Consider the following 20541-nt stretch of genomic DNA (forward strand, 5'->3'; position numbering starts at 1 on the left):
CGGAAGCTATGACCTGATTCTGATGGATTGCCAGATGCCGCGCCTCGATGGGTTCGAGGCGACCAGGGCGATACGACGGGAGGAACAGGACGGGCAAAAGAAACACATTCCGATCATCGCCCTGACGGCTAACGTCATGGCGGAGGACCGCGAGCGTTGCCTCAAGTCGGGCATGGATGATTATTTGCCGAAGCCGTTGAGCCGCGAGGAACTTGGGCGCGTGCTCGCGCGTTGGCTGGGTGCATCGCCTGCGTCCGGGATGGCCGTGGTCGGCGAGCCGCCGCCAGCGGCTGGCCAGATCTCTCAAACCGTCGCTGAGCAGGAGAGTCTCTTAAACCAGAAGGCCCTGGATGCCATTCGCGCGTTGCAGCGCGAGGGCGCACCGAGCATTCTTAATAAAATAGTCGGCCTGTATCTGGACAGTGCCCCGGAAATTATCCGGCAGATGAACGCCGCGACGGGGAGGGGCGATGCGCCGGCCATGCAGAAGGCTGCACATAGCCTCAAGTCGAGCAGCGCCAATGTGGGCGCACTGCAACTTTCAGCGCTATGCAACGAGCTGGAAATGATGGGGCGCGAGAACAACATCAACGGCGCGGTGCAGAAGGTGCAGGCGCTGGAGGCGGAATTCGAACGGGTGATACATGCATTGGCAGAGATAATTGCCAGAGAGGTGCAAGCATGAGCCACAGGAACTCGCCGGATAAGTTGCCGTGCGTGCTGATCGCGGACGATGACACCGCCGCGCGTCTTCTGGTGCGTGAGGCGCTGGAACAGGCCGGATTCAGCGTGGTGGAAGCCGAGAACGGAGCGCAGGTCTTGTCAGCCTTTGCCGAGCACAATCCGGAGGTGGTGCTTCTCGACGTGGTGATGCCCGAGATGGACGGTTTTCGCGCCTGCGCCGAGATCCGGCGGCTGCCGGGCGGCGCCAATGTCCCCATATTGATGTTGACCGGACTCGATGATCTCGAATCCATCAACAAGGCGTATGAAGCCGGCGCCACCGATTTCGCCTCCAAGCCGATCAACTGGTTGGTGCTCAGCCACCGCGTGCGTTACATGCTGCGCATGGGGCGGGTGTTCAATGAGGCGTTGACCAGTAAGGTCAGCCTCTCGGCGGCGCAGCGTATCGCACGGCTCGGCAATTGGGAGTTGGACGTCGGGACAGGAAGGTGGCACTGGTCCGATGAGCTATACCGCCTCTTTGGCTATGAGCCAAACGCGGTCGAACCGGCGCAAGAGCTGCTGCTTGCGCGTATTCACCCGGAAGACAGGGAAAGCGTCCAACAGACCTTCGCGAATGCGTTGTGCGAACAGGGTTTCCACGACGCTAATTATCGTATCCTGTTGCCGGATGGGACGATCCGTTATCTGTACGGGCAGTGCGAGACGGCGCTCGGCGATGATGCACGTGCGACCCTCCGGTTAGCCGGTACGGTTCAGGATATTTCCGAGCGTAAACAGGCTCAAGACCAGATAGCGTTTCTTGAAAACTATGACCGATTAACCTCGCTGCCGAACCGGATCCTGTTCAATGACCGGCTCGAGTATGCCACCAAGCTCGCGAAACGCCAGAAACATATACTGGCGCTTGTGGTGCTCGGTCTCGACCGTTTCAAGCGCATCAATGACACCTTGGGGCACGGCGTCGGCGACCAGCTGCTGCAGGCGGTGGCGCAGCGGATTCTTGCATGCATACGCGAAACGGACGCCATGTCCCGCGGCGGGTCGCAGACGTTAGACAACATGCTGGCTCGCCTGGGTGGTGATGTCTTTATTTTGCTGTTGCCTGGCATCAATCATGTCGATAACGCCGTCAAAATATCGCGCCGTATCCTTGATGTGCTGTCCCAGGCTTTCCATGTTGGGGAACAGGAGGTGTTCATCACGGCAAGTATCGGGATCAGCATTTATCCCGACGACGGCGTGGATCGCGAGACACTGCTCAAGAACGCCGATGCCGCCATGTATCACACCAAGGACGCGGGCGGGAGCAATTACCAGTTCTACGACAAGTCCATGAACGCCGCTGCCTTGGAGCGACTGGCGCTCGAAAACAGCCTGCAGAAGGCCCTCGAGCGCAATGAACTCGTGCTTTTCTATCAACCACAGGTGGACATCCACACCGGCGCCATCCTCGGCGCGGAGGCGCTGATACGCTGGCGCCACCCTGAGCTCGGCATGGTGTCACCGGATAAGTTCATTCCGCTCGCCGAAGAAACCGGACTCATTGTACCCATCGGCGAATGGGTGGTGCGCACCGCTTGCGCGCAGAATCAGGCTTGGCAGGTGTCGGGGTATCCGCCGCTGCGCATGGCCGTAAACCTGTCCGCGCGCCAGTTCCGGCAGGAAAATCTCGCCGAATCGGTGGAGAGCGCCATACGATCCGCCGGCATGGACCCGCGTTATCTCGAGGTGGAAATCACGGAAAGCATCGTCATGCAGAACGCCGAGACAGCCGTGAACACGCTGCGCGCCTTGAAAAGCAAAGGACTGCACATCGCCATGGATGATTTCGGCACGGGCTATTCATCGCTTAGCTATCTCAAGCGGTTTCCGATCGACGTACTGAAGATTGACCGCTCGTTTATCCGTGATATCGCGACAAACCCGGACGACGCGTCGATTACCAGCGCGATCATCGCCATGGCGCGTAGCCTCGATCTCGACACGGTCGCCGAGGGCGTGGAGACGGAACAGCAGCTTGTTTTTTTGCGCCAGCAGGGCTGCCGCGTCGTGCAGGGATATTATTTCAGCAAACCGCTCCCGGCAGGGGAATTTGAAGTACTGCTGCGCGATGGGTTCGGCGGGAAAATAATGGCAGGTAACCCGGGATGACAGAGTGTTCGCAGCAATTCGCTGATGGACGTGTATGACCGGTAGTTTGCCGGGGAAGGCCGGGAATTTGTCAGTCGTAAATTTTCTGTGATAGAACTGACACAACTCCACCATCCAACCGAAGTAACAAGTTTTTAGCCCCCTGGGTCTTTATTTCTTGCCACTTCCGCTCTGGCGGAGCCTGCGGACTCAGGCTCCCCGAAAGCGGTAGTGCTGCCCGGAAGAGAGCCGGCCGTGAGAATGGCCCGTCTCCGCGTGCAGGTGCGCACCATCGGGCTGAACCGCCGGACGCAAGATCTGGCCCGTACGCACGCGGTCCCTTTGTGCCGCGCGTTCGTGGCGCAGCCAGTCGAACCAGGCAGCCAGTCCGTCTTTCTTCTTCGCCGACAGGCGCAGCGCGGGCGCGGGATTGGCGAGATTGCGCAGGCAGGTTTCCGCGCGCGCGGGGTCGAAATCATCCAGCACCGGCAGCAGATCGGTCTTGGTGAGCAGCACCAGATCGGCGGCGCGGAACATCACCGGATATTTGGCCGGCTTGTCGTCGCCCTCGGTAACTGACAACAGCGTGATGTTGCGATGCTGGCCGAGATCGAAGCTCGCCGGGCATACCAGGTTGCCGACATTTTCAATGAAGAGAATATCGACATTCTCCAGATTTAAATGATGCAGCGCGTCGTGCACCATGTGCGCATCCAGATGACAGGCGGAGCCGGTGGTGATCTGGATGGCGGGCACGCCCTTGGCGCGAATGCGCGCCGCGTCATTTTCGGTTTCGAGATCGCCCTCGATGACCGCGATACGGAATTCGTTCTTGAGTGCCTCGATCGTTGCTTCCAGCAACAGCGTTTTTCCCGACCCCGGCGAAGACATCAGATTGAGCGCCAGCACGCCGTGGCGGTCGAAATGTTCGCGGTTGTGCGCCGCTTCGCGGTCATTGGCACTGAGCAGGCTCTTCAGGACCGTGATGGCATCCTGGCCTTGCGGGTTTTTCCGGCGCGCCAGATGTTCGTTGCCGGGAGTGATATTACAACCACAGGTGTCACACATAGATACCTCCAATGCGCAATTCGGTATGCGGAGTGCGGAATCTTAAATCTTTTAAATAAGATACCTTTTTATTCCGCATTCCGAATTCCGGGTTCCGCATTTGACTCCAGCTCCACGCTGGCCAGCAGCATTTCGTCGCCGCTGAGAAGCCGGGTATGCCAATCTCCGCAGGCGCCGCAGATCAGCTTGTTCACTTCGGCGGCGGTTTCCGCGCCGCAGCTCTCACAATGCACACGGATCGGAAGCCGTTCGATCACCAGTTGCGCAGTTTCCGCCACGCTGCCTGCAGACGCCAGCGGAAACGCCTGTCTCAGCAAATCCGCCTCCACGCCGGATAGCGGACCGATCTGCACCTTCACGGAGGTCACCGCCACGGCTCGATGCTCGCGGGCTATATCCTGCACTTGGCGTATCAGCGCGTAGCACACCGACAGTTCATGCATGAGCTATGCGTTACCCGCCGCTTGATTCTTCCGCACTTCGATCCTAACCCCAATAAACCATGGCATCTTGACCTATATCAATAAACATTTATATGCACTGCGTTACAGGATCGTATGGTTGGCAGGTATGCTGGATGGTACGAAATAATCCCATGTAATGTACGGGTTACGCTGCCGACGGTGGTGAATATGATGCTCCGGGTTGTGGCGTAGGCGCAAGATAATTCGGAGCGAATGGGTCGTGGCAAGTCAATGGATCGCAAGACGCTGGTGCCGGGACTGGGAAATATCCCGCTGGGTTTAGTCACTGGAACGGATCGGAAAGTGGCGATGTGCAGGAAGCACCAGTGTCACGAGAGCGCAAGGATCGAGGAGCGACCGGCATGAGCAGCCTCAGTACATTGCCGCGATTACCGCAGATCTGCCTGCGTCCGCGATGCTCAGCGGCAACGCCTGCCCCATGTCTATTAATAACCCACCGAAAAGAAACGCACTCCATAAATAAAATAAATGGGCGCGCAGGGTTTCCGCAGATTAGACAGAAAAAAACGGGCGGCCGAAGCCGCCCGTTCCGCCCTGCTCGGGGCTGGTTTATTCCTTACTTTGCTTCAACGATGGTATGGCTGCCGTCTTCGGCAAACTTTACTGAACCGTTGATAAAGTAAGCTTTCAACTTTGGTCTAAGCAGCTGGACTAAGTCGTAAGCCTCGCCGCTTCGAGCGCCGGTACCGCAGAAAAAAATGATCGGTTTATTCGCCGGCAGTGTGCCGATTTTCTTACTTAGCGTGTCGGCCGGGATATTGATCGCATTCTTGAAACTACCCGAGGCAAATTCGAGAGGATCGCGCACGTCAACCAACACGATACTGTCAGGCGCTTCCTTCAGGATCTTCTCGAACGAGGCAACCGTGATCGATCCTTTTTCCTTCCCTTGTACAATTACCGGCCCTTTCCCTGGCGGGGATGCTGCTCTCGCTGCTGTCGTGTCATCAGCCATCGCGGCGGATGAAAAGGCTAGCGGTGAGGTGGCGAAGGCCGCGAGCAGAATGACGGTCAGAATCGTATGTTTGGATTTCATGGCATCTCCTGAGAGAGATTGGGTCAGAGCACCGTGAATTTTTCGGTGGACTCGTTGTAGCGCACGAGTGCGTACCAGACCAGTAGGAAAAGGCCGCCGACAAGCAGGGACCAGCCCCAGCCGTCGAGCATCACCGGGAAGTAGGCCTGGTAGCCGAGTTTCGTCGCCTCGATTTCTTCCAGGGTCACCTCTTTGACGAGCAGTCCGGTTTGTTTCAGCAGCCCGCTGGCCGTCGAGCCCATCCAGGCGAAGAAGAAGGCCGCTACCCACAACTTGATGTGGCCCTCGCCCATGCGCCAGAGCGAGCCCGAGGCGCAACCGCCGGCGAAAATCATGCCGATGCCGAAAATTATTCCGCCGATCAGCGAGCCGGCCCAAAACGCCGCGGGGATGGCGATATAGGGGTCGATCACCTTGGCTTGAAACAGCAGCGTGGCCAGCGGGATGGCGATGGCGAGGCCGAGGATGACGGCTTTGGTCATCTCTCCCTCGGCCGTCATGAACGGCTCGCGGAACGCCCGCGCAAAGCACAGCCGCGAGCGGTGCATGATGAAGCCCATGGCGAAGCCGGCGAGAATGATGATGGCCCGTACCGTCAGTTTCGCGTCACCCGAGGTATACCATTGGGCGCTCCAGACCAGTATTCCCACGAACACGCCCAGACCGAGCAGCGGGTAAATCGAAAGAATTCCGGGAGACGGCTTCAGCACCGGCGGCGCCGTCATGCCCCACTCGATATGGTCGAGGGTCCACAACAGCAGTTTCAAGCCGATGACGGCGCCCAGAAGCAGGCCGCCCCACATCGCCCAGCCGGCTGGCGAGGAGTGCATGACCGGCGTAAAGAATCCGCCGGTGGTGCAGCCGCCGGCGAGCGTGGCACCCAGCCCCATGAAGCTGCCGCCGAGCGCGGCCCAGATATATTCCAGTTTAGGTGGGCGGCTGATAAAGAATTTACCCGACAGCAGCGCGGCGCAAAACGCGCCTATCACCAGCGTGATGTTCATCAGCGACAGACGATGCATGAACGGGCCGTCCAGATGTTCCGGCACGCCCACGAAAGTCCCCAGGCCGATGGCGGTGTTGAACCAGTCGCCCCACAATTTGAGACCGCCGAACACGCCCCAGAACAAACCGCTGATCATCAGGCCGATGATTACCATGACCAGGAGGACGCTACCGAAATAGGGAGACCAGTCCTCGACAAAAATGCTTTTGTAATCCGCTTTGAAACCAATCAACCAGGGCCGGCCACTTTCTGCGCTAATTGCCATGCCATTCTCCATTTGTTGCTTGCAACATATGTCGGCCATTCCCGCCGGTGTCGACGGGAATGGCCTCTGCTATCTTATGGCGCCATGAACGCCGGTTTCAGCTGCAACTCGCCGGGCTGTCGCCATCCTTGGCGCCTTTGATGACAAACGCCTTGATGTCTTCGAGCAGTTCCTGGTCAGGCACGTCGGCGTATTTCTCGGCGGCCTTGTTGGTGGCCTTGATCTTGGCGCGGTATTCCTTGCTGATGTAGGACTTGACCGAGTCCTTACCCTTGGCATGCTTGTCGGCCTGAAGGTAGGCAGCCCATTCCGCCTTGGTCTTGGAGGTTGGGGCGATTGCCTTGCCTCCGCCGGCCGCTTCTGTATGGCAGGCGGTGCATACCATGCGGTAATAGACGCGGCCACGTTTCCAGTCGCCATCGGCGGCGCTGGCGGCGAAAGGGGCTCCGAGCACGCAAAGTAAGAGGACGGAAACGAGAGGCTTGTGCAACTTCATGGCGCGACTCCTTAAAAAATTAACAAACGATGGAACCCGCGTGCCGCGAATCGCTCCGACGGTTGGCGACGACGGGTAATTTCGATTTACTTGCGCAAGGCATGCGACTTTTCAATCCGGCTCTTCCCAGCCGGTGATCATTGCCTTGATGTGGGCCAGCGGCGTATGTCCGGTGGTCGTCAGGTAAACGTGGACGATGAAAAAGATCAGCATCAGGAACGCGGCACCGGTATGTATCATGGCTATCCAAGGCAGTGACAATCCGCTCAACCCCAGATCGCCCCAAGAACCGTAATACAGATAGAGCAGACCGCTCGCCCAGATCAGAGGGTTGATCAGTAATTTTACGCCCAGGTAGGCGAGGCGCTGCAACGGATTGTGCTTTTTGAGCGTGGTCAGGCGGAAGGGGTGCGGCGCGTCGGTGAAAATGCCGGTGAGGTAGTACTTGAGCATGGCATCCACTTTTTCCAGGGTGGGGATGTACTGTTTCCATTCCCCGGTGGTGAAATGCCAGAAAATGGCGAACACCCACAAGGTAATCAGCGACCAGGCGGCGATAGTGTGCAGGCTGACCGCCTTGCCGAAGCCGAACAGCTTGTAGACGCCATGGATCTCGAAGCCGGTGAGCATCATGAAGATGATCAGCGCGGCCTGAGTCCAGTGCCAGAAACGCTCGAAGCGTTTGAAGATGTAAATTTTTTCGGCTGTCATGATGTTATCCCTTCTTGTTGCTGTTGATGAAACGCAGGCTGCCATGAATCAGCACACCGATCAGGGCCAACAGAGCGATGGTCCAACCCGCCATGTCGAGCAGCTTGCTGGCGTCGCGTCCCGGCATGTAAACGCCCTTGATATCCTTCAGCCGCCCGTTCGCACTGTGGCACTGCTGGCAGGAGAGAGCCTCTTCCTTGGGCGCGATCATGTGAGCGATGGGCCAGTACATGACGGTTTTGGCGAATGCAATCTTGCCGGAGAACGGCGCATGGGCGGTGGCCATGCCGGTGGCGATGGCCTTTTCCCAGTTGAAGTTCTTCCAGTAGGCTGTGTCGTCCGAGCCGGTCGTGTGCGGCACGACCAGCGTTTGGTTGACCGGGTCATACGGCTGCGAGCCGCGGAACACCTTGACCGGCCAGATCATCGACTTGCCGTCGTCCGGACTGCCCGCGAAGCTGTTGATATGGATGACGCCGTCGATCATTTCAATCTTGTCGGTCAACAGGGTGTACTTCACCGTGCCGTTGAACCAGGTGTATCCCGGTACGACATTCTCGCTCAAAACGAAGTCGCCCTTCCTCGAGTCGTAGATGACATGGCCTTTGTCGTCTTTCTTCACGAATGGCTTGCCTTCCGGTGTCAGCTTGCCGGAAGTTGACCAGTCCCATGACACCTTGGTGGGCACGCCGCCGCGGGCGAAGCTGGGAATGTGGCAGGTCTGGCAGGCGAGCTTGCTGGTGTGATCGTTCAGCAGGCTGCCATGGTTGTTCAGCTGAGCCGTTTTCACCGGGTGCGGTGCGTTACCGTGGCAGGCTACGCAGGTGGTGGGGTTTCTGGTGTCCGCCTTGCCGCGCATGCGCGCACCGCCCTTGTCCATTGCGGTGGGCGCGTAGCGACTGCCGGGAACCTGGTGGCCGGTGGTCATGTGACAGGTGGCGCAGGCGAAATCGCTTCCCGTCGCATCCATATGCACGTCGAGCTTCTTGTCGGGGGCGGATAGCGAACTATCCAAGTCGCCGTGCTTGACGCCGTCACCACCGCCGCCGTAGAAGTGGCAGGCACCGCAAGTGTCGCGACTGGTTTTGCCGACGCCTTGCGCCACTTTTTTCAAGTCAACGGGCTGGATGAACTTGCCGGAACCGGGTGGGTTTTCAATGGGCTTGTAAGCCGGGTGTCCGGCCATGCCGGGCGCTTTCTTATAGACGCCGGTAGTGTCGTGACACACCAGGCAGTCCACGTTTTCCTGCTTGGTAAAGTCGAAGGTGTCATCCTTCCAGCCGTAACCTATGTGGCAGGCATTACAAAATGCCTCGTTGGACATTTCCGAGATGCAGAAGTTGTTGATGAGATGTTTCTTGCCGAGTAACTGACCGTTCGCCGGGTTGCGGTACTCCCAGGTCCAGTGCGTGGTCTTTTGAATTTGCTTGGCCGCCTCGGTGTGGCATTTCAAACAGGCCTTGGTGACATCAGGACCGGTCTTGAAAGTCTGCTGCAATTCCTTGAACTTGCTATGGTCGGCGGTGCTGGCGTTGGTTATGGCTGACGCCGTGCCACTGATGACGATGACGCCAAAAGAAACGAGCCAGCCGACGAATAGTGTCGCAGCGTGCCAGTGGGTGTGTTGCTTTTTCATGAGGAATCCCTTGTGCTTGCTGTTAAGACAGAAACTTGTGTCTGAACGTTAAAACCGGGCGCATATTCCTAAATAAACGGCAATCAGCAATGTCCTTGTAAATGTAAGCATAGTATTAAATACTAATATTGAAGTTTCCTACATTGACATGCGTCAATCCGTCAAAATGAGGCTGTTCAGGACTTAACCGAGAGCAATACTGTATGTACTGGCCATGGAAAATCAGCATGTTACATGCAGACAGACTCTAAAGTTTTCATTCTGACCAATCTTTGATCCTCGTCAAATAACTTGGCGGCGTCGATTAATAACCACGCTGCCCGTTAGTCCAGAAAGACCGAGAGCATAAGACCATGCAACAGAATACAGCATCGGCCGGGGCGATACATGCGAAAGTTACCCTGCGTCTCACGCCAGTTGTATGCCCCCGGCACGCGTCCTCGATACGCGCAGGTTGGCAGCGATCGTCGGCGCCGAGAATCTGGCGCAAACTGATCGGCGGTTTCTCAAGTTTGCGCAGGAATTCGAAATGCGGTTTGCCGGCTAGGGCGAGAACAGACGGCTCGGTCATTGGAACCCTCGCAATCGCCCGGCGACGGTTGTCGCTGTTGCCGCTGGAGAATCTCTCGCGTCAGCGAGGCCAATCTCGCCAAGTTTCGTCATTGGGAACGCGAGACGGAGACGGCGTGACTTGAGCGCGGCCGCTCTTGCGGTTTCATCGCTACGCTGTCCCGCTTCGCTGGAAATTCCAGGGCTTGCCTTGCGGCGCTTCACTTCCAGCTTCGCTTGCAAGTCCAGGGCGGACCATCCATGGTCCGCCCGTTCGCCGCATGCGGCTCACCCCTGGCAAGCCCGCTCGGCGGGCAAAGGGTCCATCGGACCCTTTGCTTATGCCGCCTCTCCCCTGCGCTCGCGGCATTTGTGCATCCTGCACATCAGAATTCAGAATGCGGAATCGACAATAGAATATTCCGCATTCGGTTTGTTCCGTATCCCGGTATTATTTTTTGGCGGCATATTGTAAATTGAGCGTTAGCGAATTTAATCTCGAAACGATAGGAGAGGTGAGTCATGATACGCAAGCACGCAGCACTGACGGTCCTGGCCACGTTAATTATCTTTGGCGCCGGCTGCACCAGAGACGTCAGTTTTAAGCAGGACGTCTATCCGATTCTGAGCGAAAACTGCCTTTCCTGTCATAAGCCCGGAACCGAGGGATATATCAAGAGCGGACTCAGCATGGAAAACTATGATGCCGTGATGAAGGGCACCAAATTCGGTCCCGTCATCGTCGCCGGTTCCCATATCAGCAGCACATTAATTTTGCTACTGGAACGCAAAGCGCATACCAGTATCAACATGCCCAAGGACCACCCACCGCTGGCTGACAGCAAGATCGAGGTGATCCGGAAGTGGATAGACCAGGGAGCCAAGAATAACTGAATCGTTAGGGAGAGCACTATTGAAACGCCGCTGCGCTTGGGCTGCCAACGGCGGCCCGCTTGAGCAGAGGTATCATGACCGGGAGTGGGGTGCGCCGGTTCACAGTGACCGCAAGCTGTTTGAATTCCTGATTCTCGAGGGCGCGCAGGCGGGCCTGAGTTGGTCAACGATACTCAGGAAGCGGGGGAATTACCGCAAGGCCTACGACAACTTCGACGCGCGCAAAATCGCGCGCTACAACGCCACCAAGATTCGGCGACTCCTGAAGAACCCGGGAATCGTCCGGAATCGCCTCAAAATTCGCGCCTCCATTCTCAATGCCAAGGCGTTTCTGGAAATCCAAAAGGAATTCGGCCGCTTTGACCGGTATATCTGGCAATTCACCGGCGGCAAACCAATCCAGAACCGGCGCCGGAACCTGCAGCGGGTTCCGGCGCGCACCAGGAAGTCCGACGCCATGAGCCGGGATTTGAAACGGCGCGGGTTTAAATTCATCGGTTCGACGATTTGTTACGCTTTCATGCAAGCGGTGGGAATGGTCAATGACCATGCGCTAAACTGTTTCCGGTATCGTCAATTGGCCAGGAAGCACAAATGAAAAAATCGTTTATTTCGCGTGCGCTCGGCGTGTTATTGCTGCTGGTGTCGCCCTTGTGCGCCACGGCAAAAGATGCGCGGCAGAAGGTCGAGATGCCGCCGATGATGCAGGAGCATATGCTCGATAATATGCGCGACCATTTACACGCACTGCAGGAAATTCAGGCGGCATTGGCCAAATCCGATTTTGACAAAGCCGCGGATATCGCCGAGCAGCGTATCGGCGTAAGTTCACTCGAGACGCACGGCGCCGCGCACATGGCACCCTATATGCCGAAGCCGATGCAGGACATCGGCACGCAAATGCATCGCGCCGCCAGCCGTCTCTCCCGCACGGCACAGGACGCCGCGGTCAAGGCCGATATGGCGCCGGTGCTGGATGATTTTTCGACGTTGCTGCGGCAGTGCGTTGCTTGCCATGATTCTTACCGTCTCCGATAGCATCTTCCTGTCGGTTCAGGGGCCGGCGTCATGAAAATTTTTCCCGGTAAACAAATCTTTTTTATCGCCATGTGGTGGGCATTTTGCCTGCTGCTTGTTTCCTGCTCGCCGGCCGAAGATTCGCCTGAAATCCAGGTCAGGACGCTGCTCAAGCGCGGCGAAACGGCGGCAGAAAAAAAGGAGACGGGAGAACTGCGGAAAATGATTTCGGAAAAATATTCCGACAGCCAGGGTCAGGACAAGAAAGCCATCGAGGCCATTCTCCGGTATTATTTTCTGCGCAACGAGTCGATTCATCTTCTCACGCGTATTCAGTCAATCGCATTTCCGCAACCGGCGCAGGCGCAGGCTGTTGTTCTGGTCGCGATGGCTGGACAGCCGATTTCAGGCGCTCAGGAACTAGAGCGCCTGCGCGCCGATCTACATCGTTTCGAGCTTACTTTGGCGCGCGAAAACAAGGAATGGAAAGTCATCCGCGCCGAGTGGCGGCGCGCGGAGCCCGGCGATTTCTTCTGAGGCAGTGCGGTGAAGTATGATGTAATGGTTAACCACATGGACCCACGGGGGCGAGCATGGAGGCAGGATTTCTTCCGCGCACCAGGTTCCAGATGCTTCTGGATACGCTGCATCAGGCCGGCTACCGCTGTATCGGTCCGCAGGCGCGCGATGGCGCCATCGTCTACGATACGCTGGCCCGCGCCGAAGATTTTCCTCGGGGCATGCGTGACCGGCAGTCGCCGGGTACATACCGGCTCGAACGCACCGACAGTCCGCGATTTTTCAGCTGGGCCAACGGCCCGCAGGCATTAAAGCCGTTTGTGTTCGCCCCGCGGGAGCCATTGTGGAGCTCGGAGCGCACGGCTGATGCCGCCATCCGCTTCTCGGAAATAAATCCCGCGTCTGAACCGCTCGCCATCATCGGCGTGCGCGCCTGCGACCTCGCCGCCTTGCAGCTTCAGGACCGGCACTTTCTGGAGGGTCCTTTCGCCGACACCGGTTATGCCGCGCGACGCAAGAATCTTTTTCTGGTGGCAGTCCATTGCACGCATCCCGCTGACACCTGTTTCTGCGTATCGACCGGCGACGGCCCGCGCGCCACGCAGGGTTTCGATCTGGCCTTGCATGAATCGGATGAAGGTTATCTGGTGCAGGCCGGCAGCGACAAAGGACGCGCGCTGGTCGCGCCATGGGCGCTCGCCCCGGCAACAGCCGCGCAGCAACAGGACGCCGACCGGGAAGTCGAGGATGCCGCCCGGCGGCAGAACCGGCGCTTGCCCTCGCGCAATCTGCGCGACGACCTTTTTGCGAATCTCTCGCATCCACGCTGGGAAGAAGTAGCTGAGCGCTGTCTCTCCTGCGGCAACTGCACCGCGGTATGCCCGACCTGTTTTTGCCACAGCGAGGCGGACGAGACCGCGCTCGATGGACGTCACAGCCTGCACGTACGCCAATGGGATTCCTGTTTCACCCAGGGACACAGCTACATTCACGGCATAACGATTCGAGCTGACACGCGCATGCGCTACCGCCAGTGGTTGACGCACAAGCTTGGGAGCTGGCATGACCAATACGGCCGCAGCGGTTGCGTGGGCTGCGGACGCTGCATCGCGTGGTGTCCCGTCGGGATTGACATCACCGAGGAAGTTACGGCCGTTTGCGGCGGGGGCGCGCATGGATAATCCGCATCTGCCGCTGGAGGCGGAAGTAGTGGAGCGCATCCAGGAGTCGCCGACCATCTTCACGCTGCGATTGCGCTTCACCGACCCCGTGAAGCATGCCGCCTTCCGCTTCGCGCCCGGGCAGTTCAACATGATTTATCTCTACGGGGTCGGCGAGGTGCCGATTTCCATCGTGTCGGACCCGCAGGACGATCATCTGTTCGATCATGCCATACGCGTGGTCGGGCGGGTCACACGCGGCCTGGAGCAACTGAAGGCCGGGGATCGGCTCGGCGTGCGCGGGCCTTACGGACGCAGCTGGCCGCTCAAACTCGCCGAGAACAGGGATGTTATGGTGATCACAGGTGGTCTCGGTTGTGCGCCGGTAGTGTCCGTGATCAATTACGTGATCCGCCGGCGCGACCATTTTCGCCGTCTGGTTATCATGCAGGGCGTGAAGCACTCGGAAGATCTGATCTGGCGCAGTCAGTATTCGCAATGGAGCAAGCTGCGTGACACCCAGGTTCTGGTCGCGGCCGATGTTGGCGTAGCACTTTGGCCGTGGCATGTCGGCCGCGTTACGGAACTGTTCGATAAAGTGGAGATCGATCCTTCCCGCGCGCTGGTCATGATGTGCGGTCCCCAGGGCATGATGCAGGTAGCCGTGGATCATTTACTCGAGTATGGCGTGCCCGAAGACAGTATCTATCTCACCATGGAGCGCAACATGCATTGCGCAGTGGGACTCTGCGGTCATTGTCAGTACGGCGGCAAGTATGTCTGCCAGGACGGACCGGTTTTCAGTTATCCGGAAGTCAAACCGCTTTTCGGCATCCGGGGGTTCTGATGAACAACATCAGACCGCGGATGGCGGTTCACAAGTTCGCTTCCTGCGACGGTTGTCAGCTCGCGTTTCTGAATCTGGGCGAAGAACTGCTGACGCTGGCACAGTTGGTCGAGATTGTGCACTTCGTCGAGGCCGGACCGGTGGATCCGGACGCCGCAGTGGATATCGCTTGCATCGAAGGCAGCGTTTCAACGTCGGAGGATGCCGCGCGTATCCTGCGTATACGTGCGAACAGCCGTTACCTGGTTACCGTCGGCGCCTGCGCCACGTCGGGCGGTCTGCAGGCGCTGCGCAATTTTGCCGACGGTAAGGAATGGCTCGCCGCGATCTACGCCAAACCGGAATATGTACAAAGCCTCGCGACCTCCACGCCGATTTCACAACATGTGAAGGTCGACCTCGAGCTGTGGGGTTGTCCGGTGAACGGCCGCCAGTTGCTCGCCGCCGTGCGCGCGCTGTTGTTCGGCGTGCCGCCGTGGTATGAAAAAGACAAGGTTTGTCTCGAATGCAAGCGCCAGCAGACCGTGTGCGTGATGGTGGCGAAAGGAGTTCCATGCATGGGACCGGTGACACGCGCCGGCTGCGGAGCCCTGTGCCCGAGTTTCGGGCGCGACTGCTACGCCTGTTACGGTCCGGCCGAGAATCCGAACGCGGAATCCCTGGCGCGCCGGTTCGAGGGGTTGGGCCTGATGCCCGAGGCGGTGGCGCGGCGTTTCCTTTTCATCAATGGCGCCGCACCCGCCTTTGCCGAGGCCGGTCTGAAACGGCGCGGAACCACCGATGACTGAAAAGCATCAGATCCCGATCCGGGTGCCGGTGCTCGCGCGCGTCGAGGGCGAGGGCACGCTGGAATTGCGCGTGCGCAACGGGGCGATCGAAGAACTGCGGCTGCGCATCTTCGAGCCGCCGCGGATGTTCGAGAAACTGCTGGAGGGGCGTGATTACACCGAAATCCCGGATATGGTGGCGCGCATCTGCGGCATCTGTCCCGTGGCCTACCAGATGAGCGCGGTGCAGGCCATTGAAAATCTGTTCGGCGTGGAGCCTGGCCCCTGGGTGCGTGATATGCGCCGCGTGTTTTACTGCGGCGAGTGGATACAAAGCCACAGCCTGCACATTCACATGTTGGCGGCGCCGGATTTTCTGGGTTATGCGAGCATCACCGAGATGGCGCGTGATCATGCGCATGAAGTGCGGCGTGGCCTGCGACTACAGGCCCTCGGCAACGAGATCATCCGGCTGCTGGGCGCGCGTTCGGTCCATCCCGTGGGTGCGCGCATCGGTGGATTTCACCATGCCCCGGCGCGCGCGCAGGTCGATGCCTTGCGGGAAAAGTTGCAGGCGGCGTTGCCGGAAGCCGAGACGCTGGTGCGTTGGACCGCGGCGCTCAATCTGCCGACGGAGGAACAGGAATTCACCGCCGTGTCACTGCGCCATCCGCGGGAGTATCCGATGAACGAAGGTCGGATGGTCTCCAATCGCGGGCTGGATATCTCCGCCGATCGATTCGAGTCGCGGTTTGTCGAGCATCAGGAAATGCATTCCACGGCGTTGCATTGTCTGCACGACGGCAAGCCCTACCTCGTCGGTCCGCTCGCGCGTCTGAATCTCAATCTTGATCGTCTTCCGGCGCCGGTGCGGAGCCTCGCGGACAGCCTCGGCATCAAATTCCCCAGCCGCAACATGTATCACAGCATCGTGGCACGCGCACTCGAGATCGTGGTGGCGATGCGCGAGGCGATACGTCTGCTGGAGGTTTACGCCGAGCCATCGGCACCTTATATCAGCGTCACACCGCGCGCCGGCACCGGCTATGGCTGCACCGAGGCGCCGCGCGGACTTCTCTGGCATCGTTATGATGCCAACGCAGCGGGCGTCGTGATCAAGGCGCGCATCGTCCCACCCACCAGCCAGAACCAGGCGCGCATGGAAGAAGACCTGCGAACGTCGCTTCAGTCCCTGGGCGTCCGGCAGGGAGAAGCGGTGCTGCGCCGGCGCGGCGAAATGGTGATCCGCAATTACGACCCATGCATCTCCTGCGCCACCCATTTCCTCGACCTGCGCGTACGCGAGCTGACGCATGCCTGATCGGGTGCACATCATCGGCGTGGGTTCTCCTTTTGGCGACGACCGTCTTGGATGGGTGGCGGCCGAATCGCTGCAACGTTCTTCTGTTTTGAATAGCCTGGAACCTGGGCGGATCGCGATCTCCATCATGGATCGTCCCGGCGCCATGCTGCTGGCGCTCTGGGATGAAGCGGATCATGTCATCCTCATGGATGGTGTGCGCTCCGGCGCCGTACCCGGGACAAGGCATCGTTTGACTGCCGGCGATGTGACTGACACATGCATCCCGGCAACGTCCCATGGCTTTGGCATTGCCGCCGCGCTGCAACTGGCGCAGGTGCTCGAAAATCTTCCCAACCGGCTGTTGTTGCGTGGCATCGAGATGGATGTTTGCTGTACCGGATTTACCCTGAGCGCTGCCGTGACCGCGGCCATGCCGCATTTTGTTCGGGAAATAGAGGAGGAAACGTTGGCGCTCGCCGGGGCAATCCATCCGTTCAGGTCGAAAACTGCATCAGAATCGTCATTTTTTGCCAGGTAATTCCAGTATTTGGCGTGATTTTCCAGGCCTTGGCCCCTCCTGTCCCAGTTGACTCATGAACCCAGAATAAGCCTTTTCATTTCAATAGCTTGTGAAACAGTAGATTCATGCAGATCGGCGCTGTTCGTCATGAAAGGCGAGCATGGCATGAATGCTGCAACAGTACTCATGTAACGACGGCGGATAGTGGTCCGTGTCGCCCAAGGAGTACCACGAGGTGCAATCTTGCAGAACATCAGGATCGGATTCATCGCGCGCCTAAGCGCGAGAAACCATTTGCCGTGGAACCGGGGCCTATTCTCTTTTTCCGGCAGGAAAAACTTGTGGGCGGTCTGCCTGCTGATGACTTTCTGTGCGGCGTTGGGTGGTTGCTTTGCCACGCAGAAGACACCGGTGCCGGGCATAGCAGTTATTTTGAGCGATGACTCGCCGGCTTTCGTCGGTGTTCAGCGCGAGATAGGGAAAAAATTCCCGCAGCGGGTTGTAACCTACACCTTGGGCGATGCAAGCACATACTCCACCGTGCAAAAGAAAATCCAGTCGTCTGACCTGCCCATGATTGTGGCAATCGGCCTTCCCGCCGCCCGGTTGGCGCGGGGTCTTTCGGGCAAGAAAGTAGTCTTCTGCCAGGTATTCAACTACGAAGACGAGGACCTCGTGACGTCGTGGATGAAGGGCGTGTCGGCGACCGCTCCCGTGCGCGAGCAATTTCGTGTCTGGAAGTCCCTGTACCCGAAGCTGACCAGTGTCGGCGTCATTACGGGAAAAAATCTGCATGGCCTGATGAAAGAAGTGCAGGCAGCCGCCAGGGAGAATCAAATAAGACTTGATCACGTCGAGGTCAGGTCGGACAAGGAAATGATTTATGCCTATAAACAACTCTCGCCGAAGATACAGGGGCTGTGGCTGGCGCCGGATAATCGCGTGCTGAGCAACGATGTGATCCGCGATATCATGGCGCACAGCGTCAAGGAAGGGAAACAGGTTGCCGTGTTCGGACGCGAGTTGCTAGGTCTGGGTGGCTTGATAAGCGCGGAGACCAGCTATGCGGACATCGCCGAACAGGTGCTGGCGCGTATCAGGCAGGCGCAGGAGGCATCCGGTGTGCCGGGCGCACCCGTCATTCCGCTGACCAGAACAATCATCAAGATCAATACGGTGATGGCGAAGCGTTTGAATCTGAAAATTCCAGGGACCTTGCGGGGGATGGCGTATGCTCCCTGAGTGGAAATTCATCGGCAAGTCCTGGTTTGAACGCCTGAACGACGTGTCCTTCTGGCGGCGCATTATGCCTGGACTCGGAGGCCGCAGTCTCGTCAGCCGGCTGCTGGCGCTGCAGATGCTCGGTGCGATCATAATTTACCTGATCGTCAATATCGGTCTGTGGTGGACGTCCAGCCGCCTCATTGAGGACAACCTCGAGAAGCAAGCGGTTCGGTGGCTCGCCGAACTCGATGAACTCGGAACGCCGCTCTATGCCTCGCAAGGAGGCAAGCAGTTGGCGAATATCGACAAACGCATCAAACACTTTCCTGAAATCGCTTTCATACGTTACTACGATGCCTCGGGGATAAAAGTTCTCGGTGAAGCGGGTGAAGTGCGCAGTACAGGAATTCCGCTGCTTAAACCCGAACAAGTGGAAAAATTGCAGAAGCAGACCGCCGGCGCAGAAAGAAATTATCTGGTTGACCGGTCGCTGCTGAGCGGCGCCTACCTGCGTTTCATCTCGCCGATTCGCGTCAAATCCATACGCTCGGACGGACTGCTCAATTTCAGCCTTGATAACGAGAAGGCAGAAAATGAAAGGATCGTCGGTTACATCGATCTCAGTATCGATTCCGGTTATTACAAGGAACAAATGGTGCGCAGCATGGCCTCCGGCAGCCTGATCATCGCCGTTCTACTGCTGTTCGCGCTGTTTTTCGGTAGCCGGATGATCCGGCGAGCGCTCGCGCCGTTAACAGCGTTGCAGGCCCCTCTTGCCCGGCTTGCCCAGGGAGAAACTGATGTTAACGTCGAGCGGGCGAAAGACGCGGAAATTGCTGCGATCAGCGATGCCCTGAATACCACCATCCGCGCTATAAGAGAGCGGGATGAAACCCTGCAAAAAATGGCAGAAAGCGATCCGCTGACCGGTCTTGTGAACCGCAGTTATTTCGCGCGCGCGCTGGAGGAGGAGATCGAACATGTCACGCGTGACGGTATCGAGAGCGCGGTTTATTTCATCGATCTCGATAAGTTCAAGCAAATCAATGACACGTATGGACACGCCGCGGGTGACAAGCTTCTTATTCGTGTCGCCGATCTGCTGAAGTCCCAGGTGCGCGAGAAGGACGTGGTTTCGCGCCTCGGCGGTGATGAGTTCACTGTGCTCGCGCGCAATATTTCCCGCGAAGGCGCGATGGAATTGGCGAACTCCTTCAACAATATCTTGCACGATACGCATGTCACCGGAGGCGAAGATACCTTCAACATCAATTGCAGCATCGGTATCGCCATGGTCAGCCCCGGAAGACACACTGCCGATGAAATCCTGTCACACGCCGATACGGCCTGCTTTGCGTCCAAGTCACAAGGCCGTAACCGCTATCATATGTACGAAGAGCGCGGTGACAGTAAAACGGAAATCGCCGTAGATACCGGTTGGTTCGAGCGCATCCAGCAGACCATCAGGGAGGACAAGTTTGTACTGGTATATCAACCCATTGTTGATAACGTTAGTTCCGACAAAGAATGCTATGAGGTGCTCCTGCGCATGCAGGGACCAAACGGTGAACTGTTGTTACCCTCCACTTTCCTGCCGGTGGCGCAGCGCTTCGGTCTGATGACGGACATAGACCGTTGGGTAATCGTGCACGCCATGAAAGCGCTGGCGGACTTCCGTGCCGCCGGCCGCGAGATTGTCTTCTCGATCAATTTATCAGGACAGTCGCTGGAGGATAAGTCCCTGCTGCAACTGGTCAAGGACCAGATGATGCTCAACCAGTTGCCGCCGGGCTGTGTGATTTTTGAATTTACCGAACAATCGGCCTTGCGTTATCTGGAAAATGCGAAGCGTCTCATCCTGGGGCTGGCGGACACAGGCTGCCGCTTCGCGCTGGATGATTTCGGCACCGGTTTCAGCTCGTTCGTTTATCTCAAGAATCTACCGGTGGATTTCATCAAGATTGACGGCGCTTTCGTCAACAGCATGGCGTCGAATTCCGTCGACGAGTCAATGGTGCTTTCCATCATTCATATTGCCCGCTTGTTCGGCATGAAAACGATCGCCGAGTTCGTGCCGGACGAAAAAACCATCACCATGCTCAAGGCGTCCGGGGTGGACTACATACAGGGATTTTACGTCGGAATGCCGTCGGAGCGGCTGCCGGTGAATCTGCACGTGGTATCGGATACGAAGAAAAACGCGGGCTGACGCCCGCGCGCA

The 20541-nt window shown here is 58.0% G+C and carries 22 protein-coding genes; 14 read left to right on the top strand and 8 right to left on the bottom strand.

Annotated elements, in window-relative coordinates; all coding sequences use genetic code 11:
* Together ACC569_RS06040 and ACC569_RS06045 are read left to right on the top strand one after the other, a co-directional pair.
* Positions 1-685: response regulator (locus ACC569_RS06040; protein WP_372522599.1), on the top strand; the 685-nt coding region annotated here is incomplete at its 5' end.
* Complete coding sequence (locus tag ACC569_RS06045) at positions 682-2838, top strand: putative bifunctional diguanylate cyclase/phosphodiesterase (RefSeq protein WP_372522600.1); 2157 nt, start codon at positions 682-684, stop codon at positions 2836-2838. The genes ACC569_RS06040 and ACC569_RS06045, both read left to right, overlap by 4 nt.
* A gap of 189 nt (positions 2839-3027) precedes the next feature.
* Here ACC569_RS06045 and hypB read toward each other — a convergent pair whose 3' ends face one another.
* From hypB to ACC569_RS06080, 7 genes are all read right to left on the bottom strand, one after another.
* A complete protein-coding gene (gene hypB / locus ACC569_RS06050) occupies positions 3028-3885 on the bottom strand; it encodes a hydrogenase nickel incorporation protein HypB (protein WP_372522601.1) in 858 nt (285 codons plus the stop codon).
* 68 nt (positions 3886-3953) lie between these two features.
* A complete protein-coding gene (locus ACC569_RS06055) occupies positions 3954-4328 on the bottom strand; it encodes a hydrogenase maturation nickel metallochaperone HypA (RefSeq protein WP_372522602.1) in 375 nt (124 codons plus the stop codon).
* A gap of 598 nt (positions 4329-4926) precedes the next feature.
* Entirely contained in the window at positions 4927-5406 is a 480-nt protein-coding gene (locus ACC569_RS06060; protein WP_372522603.1) for a rhodanese-like domain-containing protein, read from the bottom strand.
* A gap of 23 nt (positions 5407-5429) precedes the next feature.
* A complete protein-coding gene (locus ACC569_RS06065) occupies positions 5430-6677 on the bottom strand; it encodes a YeeE/YedE thiosulfate transporter family protein (RefSeq protein ID WP_372522604.1) in 1248 nt (415 codons plus the stop codon).
* Positions 6678-6774: 97 nt separating this feature from the next.
* On the bottom strand, positions 6775-7173 hold the full coding sequence (locus tag ACC569_RS06070) for a c-type cytochrome (RefSeq protein ID WP_372522605.1): 399 nt from the start codon (positions 7171-7173) through the stop codon (positions 6775-6777).
* Positions 7174-7284: 111 nt separating this feature from the next.
* On the bottom strand, positions 7285-7884 hold the full coding sequence (locus tag ACC569_RS06075) for a cytochrome b/b6 domain-containing protein (RefSeq protein ID WP_372522606.1): 600 nt from the start codon (positions 7882-7884) through the stop codon (positions 7285-7287).
* Positions 7885-7888: 4 nt separating this feature from the next.
* Positions 7889-9520, bottom strand: a complete 1632-nt coding sequence (locus tag ACC569_RS06080) for a tetrathionate reductase family octaheme c-type cytochrome (RefSeq protein WP_372522607.1) — start codon at positions 9518-9520, stop codon at positions 7889-7891.
* A gap of 421 nt (positions 9521-9941) precedes the next feature.
* Between ACC569_RS06080 and ACC569_RS06085 the strand changes: the two genes are divergently transcribed.
* From ACC569_RS06085 to ACC569_RS06130, 10 genes are all read left to right on the top strand, one after another.
* Positions 9942-10067, top strand: a complete 126-nt coding sequence (locus ACC569_RS06085; RefSeq protein WP_372522608.1) for a hypothetical protein — start codon at positions 9942-9944, stop codon at positions 10065-10067.
* Positions 10068-10591: 524 nt separating this feature from the next.
* Positions 10592-10963: a c-type cytochrome domain-containing protein gene (locus ACC569_RS06090; protein ID WP_372522609.1), complete on the top strand. Its 372-nt coding sequence runs from the start codon at positions 10592-10594 to the stop codon at positions 10961-10963.
* Positions 10964-10982: 19 nt separating this feature from the next.
* Complete coding sequence (locus ACC569_RS06095) at positions 10983-11561, top strand: DNA-3-methyladenine glycosylase I (protein ID WP_372522610.1); 579 nt, start codon at positions 10983-10985, stop codon at positions 11559-11561.
* Entirely contained in the window at positions 11558-12001 is a 444-nt protein-coding gene (locus ACC569_RS06100; protein ID WP_372522611.1) for a hypothetical protein, read from the top strand. The genes ACC569_RS06095 and ACC569_RS06100 overlap by 4 nt, the downstream gene beginning before the upstream one ends.
* Before the next feature lie 30 nt (positions 12002-12031).
* The gene (locus ACC569_RS06105) at positions 12032-12517 is read left to right on the top strand and encodes a hypothetical protein (protein ID WP_372522612.1); all 486 of its coding nucleotides are present in this window, start codon (positions 12032-12034) and stop codon (positions 12515-12517) included.
* Between the two features lie 56 nt (positions 12518-12573).
* Entirely contained in the window at positions 12574-13680 is a 1107-nt protein-coding gene (locus ACC569_RS06110; protein WP_372522613.1) for a 4Fe-4S dicluster domain-containing protein, read from the top strand.
* Positions 13673-14506, top strand: coding sequence for an FAD/NAD(P)-binding protein (locus ACC569_RS06115; RefSeq protein WP_372522614.1), 834 nt, complete (start codon positions 13673-13675; stop codon positions 14504-14506). Before ACC569_RS06110 ends, ACC569_RS06115 begins: the two co-directional genes overlap by 8 nt.
* Positions 14506-15294 (top strand): sulfhydrogenase subunit delta, encoded by a 789-nt coding sequence (locus ACC569_RS06120; RefSeq protein WP_372522615.1) that lies wholly within the window; start codon positions 14506-14508, stop codon positions 15292-15294. The genes ACC569_RS06115 and ACC569_RS06120 overlap by 1 nt, the downstream gene beginning before the upstream one ends.
* Positions 15287-16594: a Ni/Fe hydrogenase subunit alpha gene (locus ACC569_RS06125; RefSeq protein WP_372522616.1), complete on the top strand. Its 1308-nt coding sequence runs from the start codon at positions 15287-15289 to the stop codon at positions 16592-16594. The genes ACC569_RS06120 and ACC569_RS06125 overlap by 8 nt, the downstream gene beginning before the upstream one ends.
* Entirely contained in the window at positions 16587-17114 is a 528-nt protein-coding gene (locus tag ACC569_RS06130; RefSeq protein WP_372522617.1) for a hydrogenase maturation protease, read from the top strand. The genes ACC569_RS06125 and ACC569_RS06130 overlap by 8 nt, the downstream gene beginning before the upstream one ends.
* A gap of 53 nt (positions 17115-17167) precedes the next feature.
* On the opposite strand, the gene ACC569_RS06135 is transcribed toward ACC569_RS06130, so the two are convergent.
* The gene (locus tag ACC569_RS06135; protein WP_372522618.1) at positions 17168-17518 is read right to left on the bottom strand and encodes a hypothetical protein; all 351 of its coding nucleotides are present in this window, start codon (positions 17516-17518) and stop codon (positions 17168-17170) included.
* Between the two features lie 10 nt (positions 17519-17528).
* Here ACC569_RS06135 and ACC569_RS06140 point away from each other — a divergent pair, with 10 nt between their 5' ends.
* On the top strand, positions 17529-18338 hold the full coding sequence (locus tag ACC569_RS06140) for an ABC transporter substrate-binding protein (RefSeq protein WP_372522619.1): 810 nt from the start codon (positions 17529-17531) through the stop codon (positions 18336-18338).
* The gene (locus tag ACC569_RS06145) at positions 18328-20529 is read left to right on the top strand and encodes a putative bifunctional diguanylate cyclase/phosphodiesterase (protein ID WP_372522620.1); all 2202 of its coding nucleotides are present in this window, start codon (positions 18328-18330) and stop codon (positions 20527-20529) included. Before ACC569_RS06140 ends, ACC569_RS06145 begins: the two co-directional genes overlap by 11 nt.
* Positions 20530-20541 lie beyond the last annotated feature (12 nt).

This window comes from Sulfuricaulis sp. (genome assembly GCF_041499725.1).
Taxonomy (GTDB): Bacteria; Pseudomonadota; Gammaproteobacteria; order Acidiferrobacterales; family Sulfurifustaceae; genus Sulfuricaulis.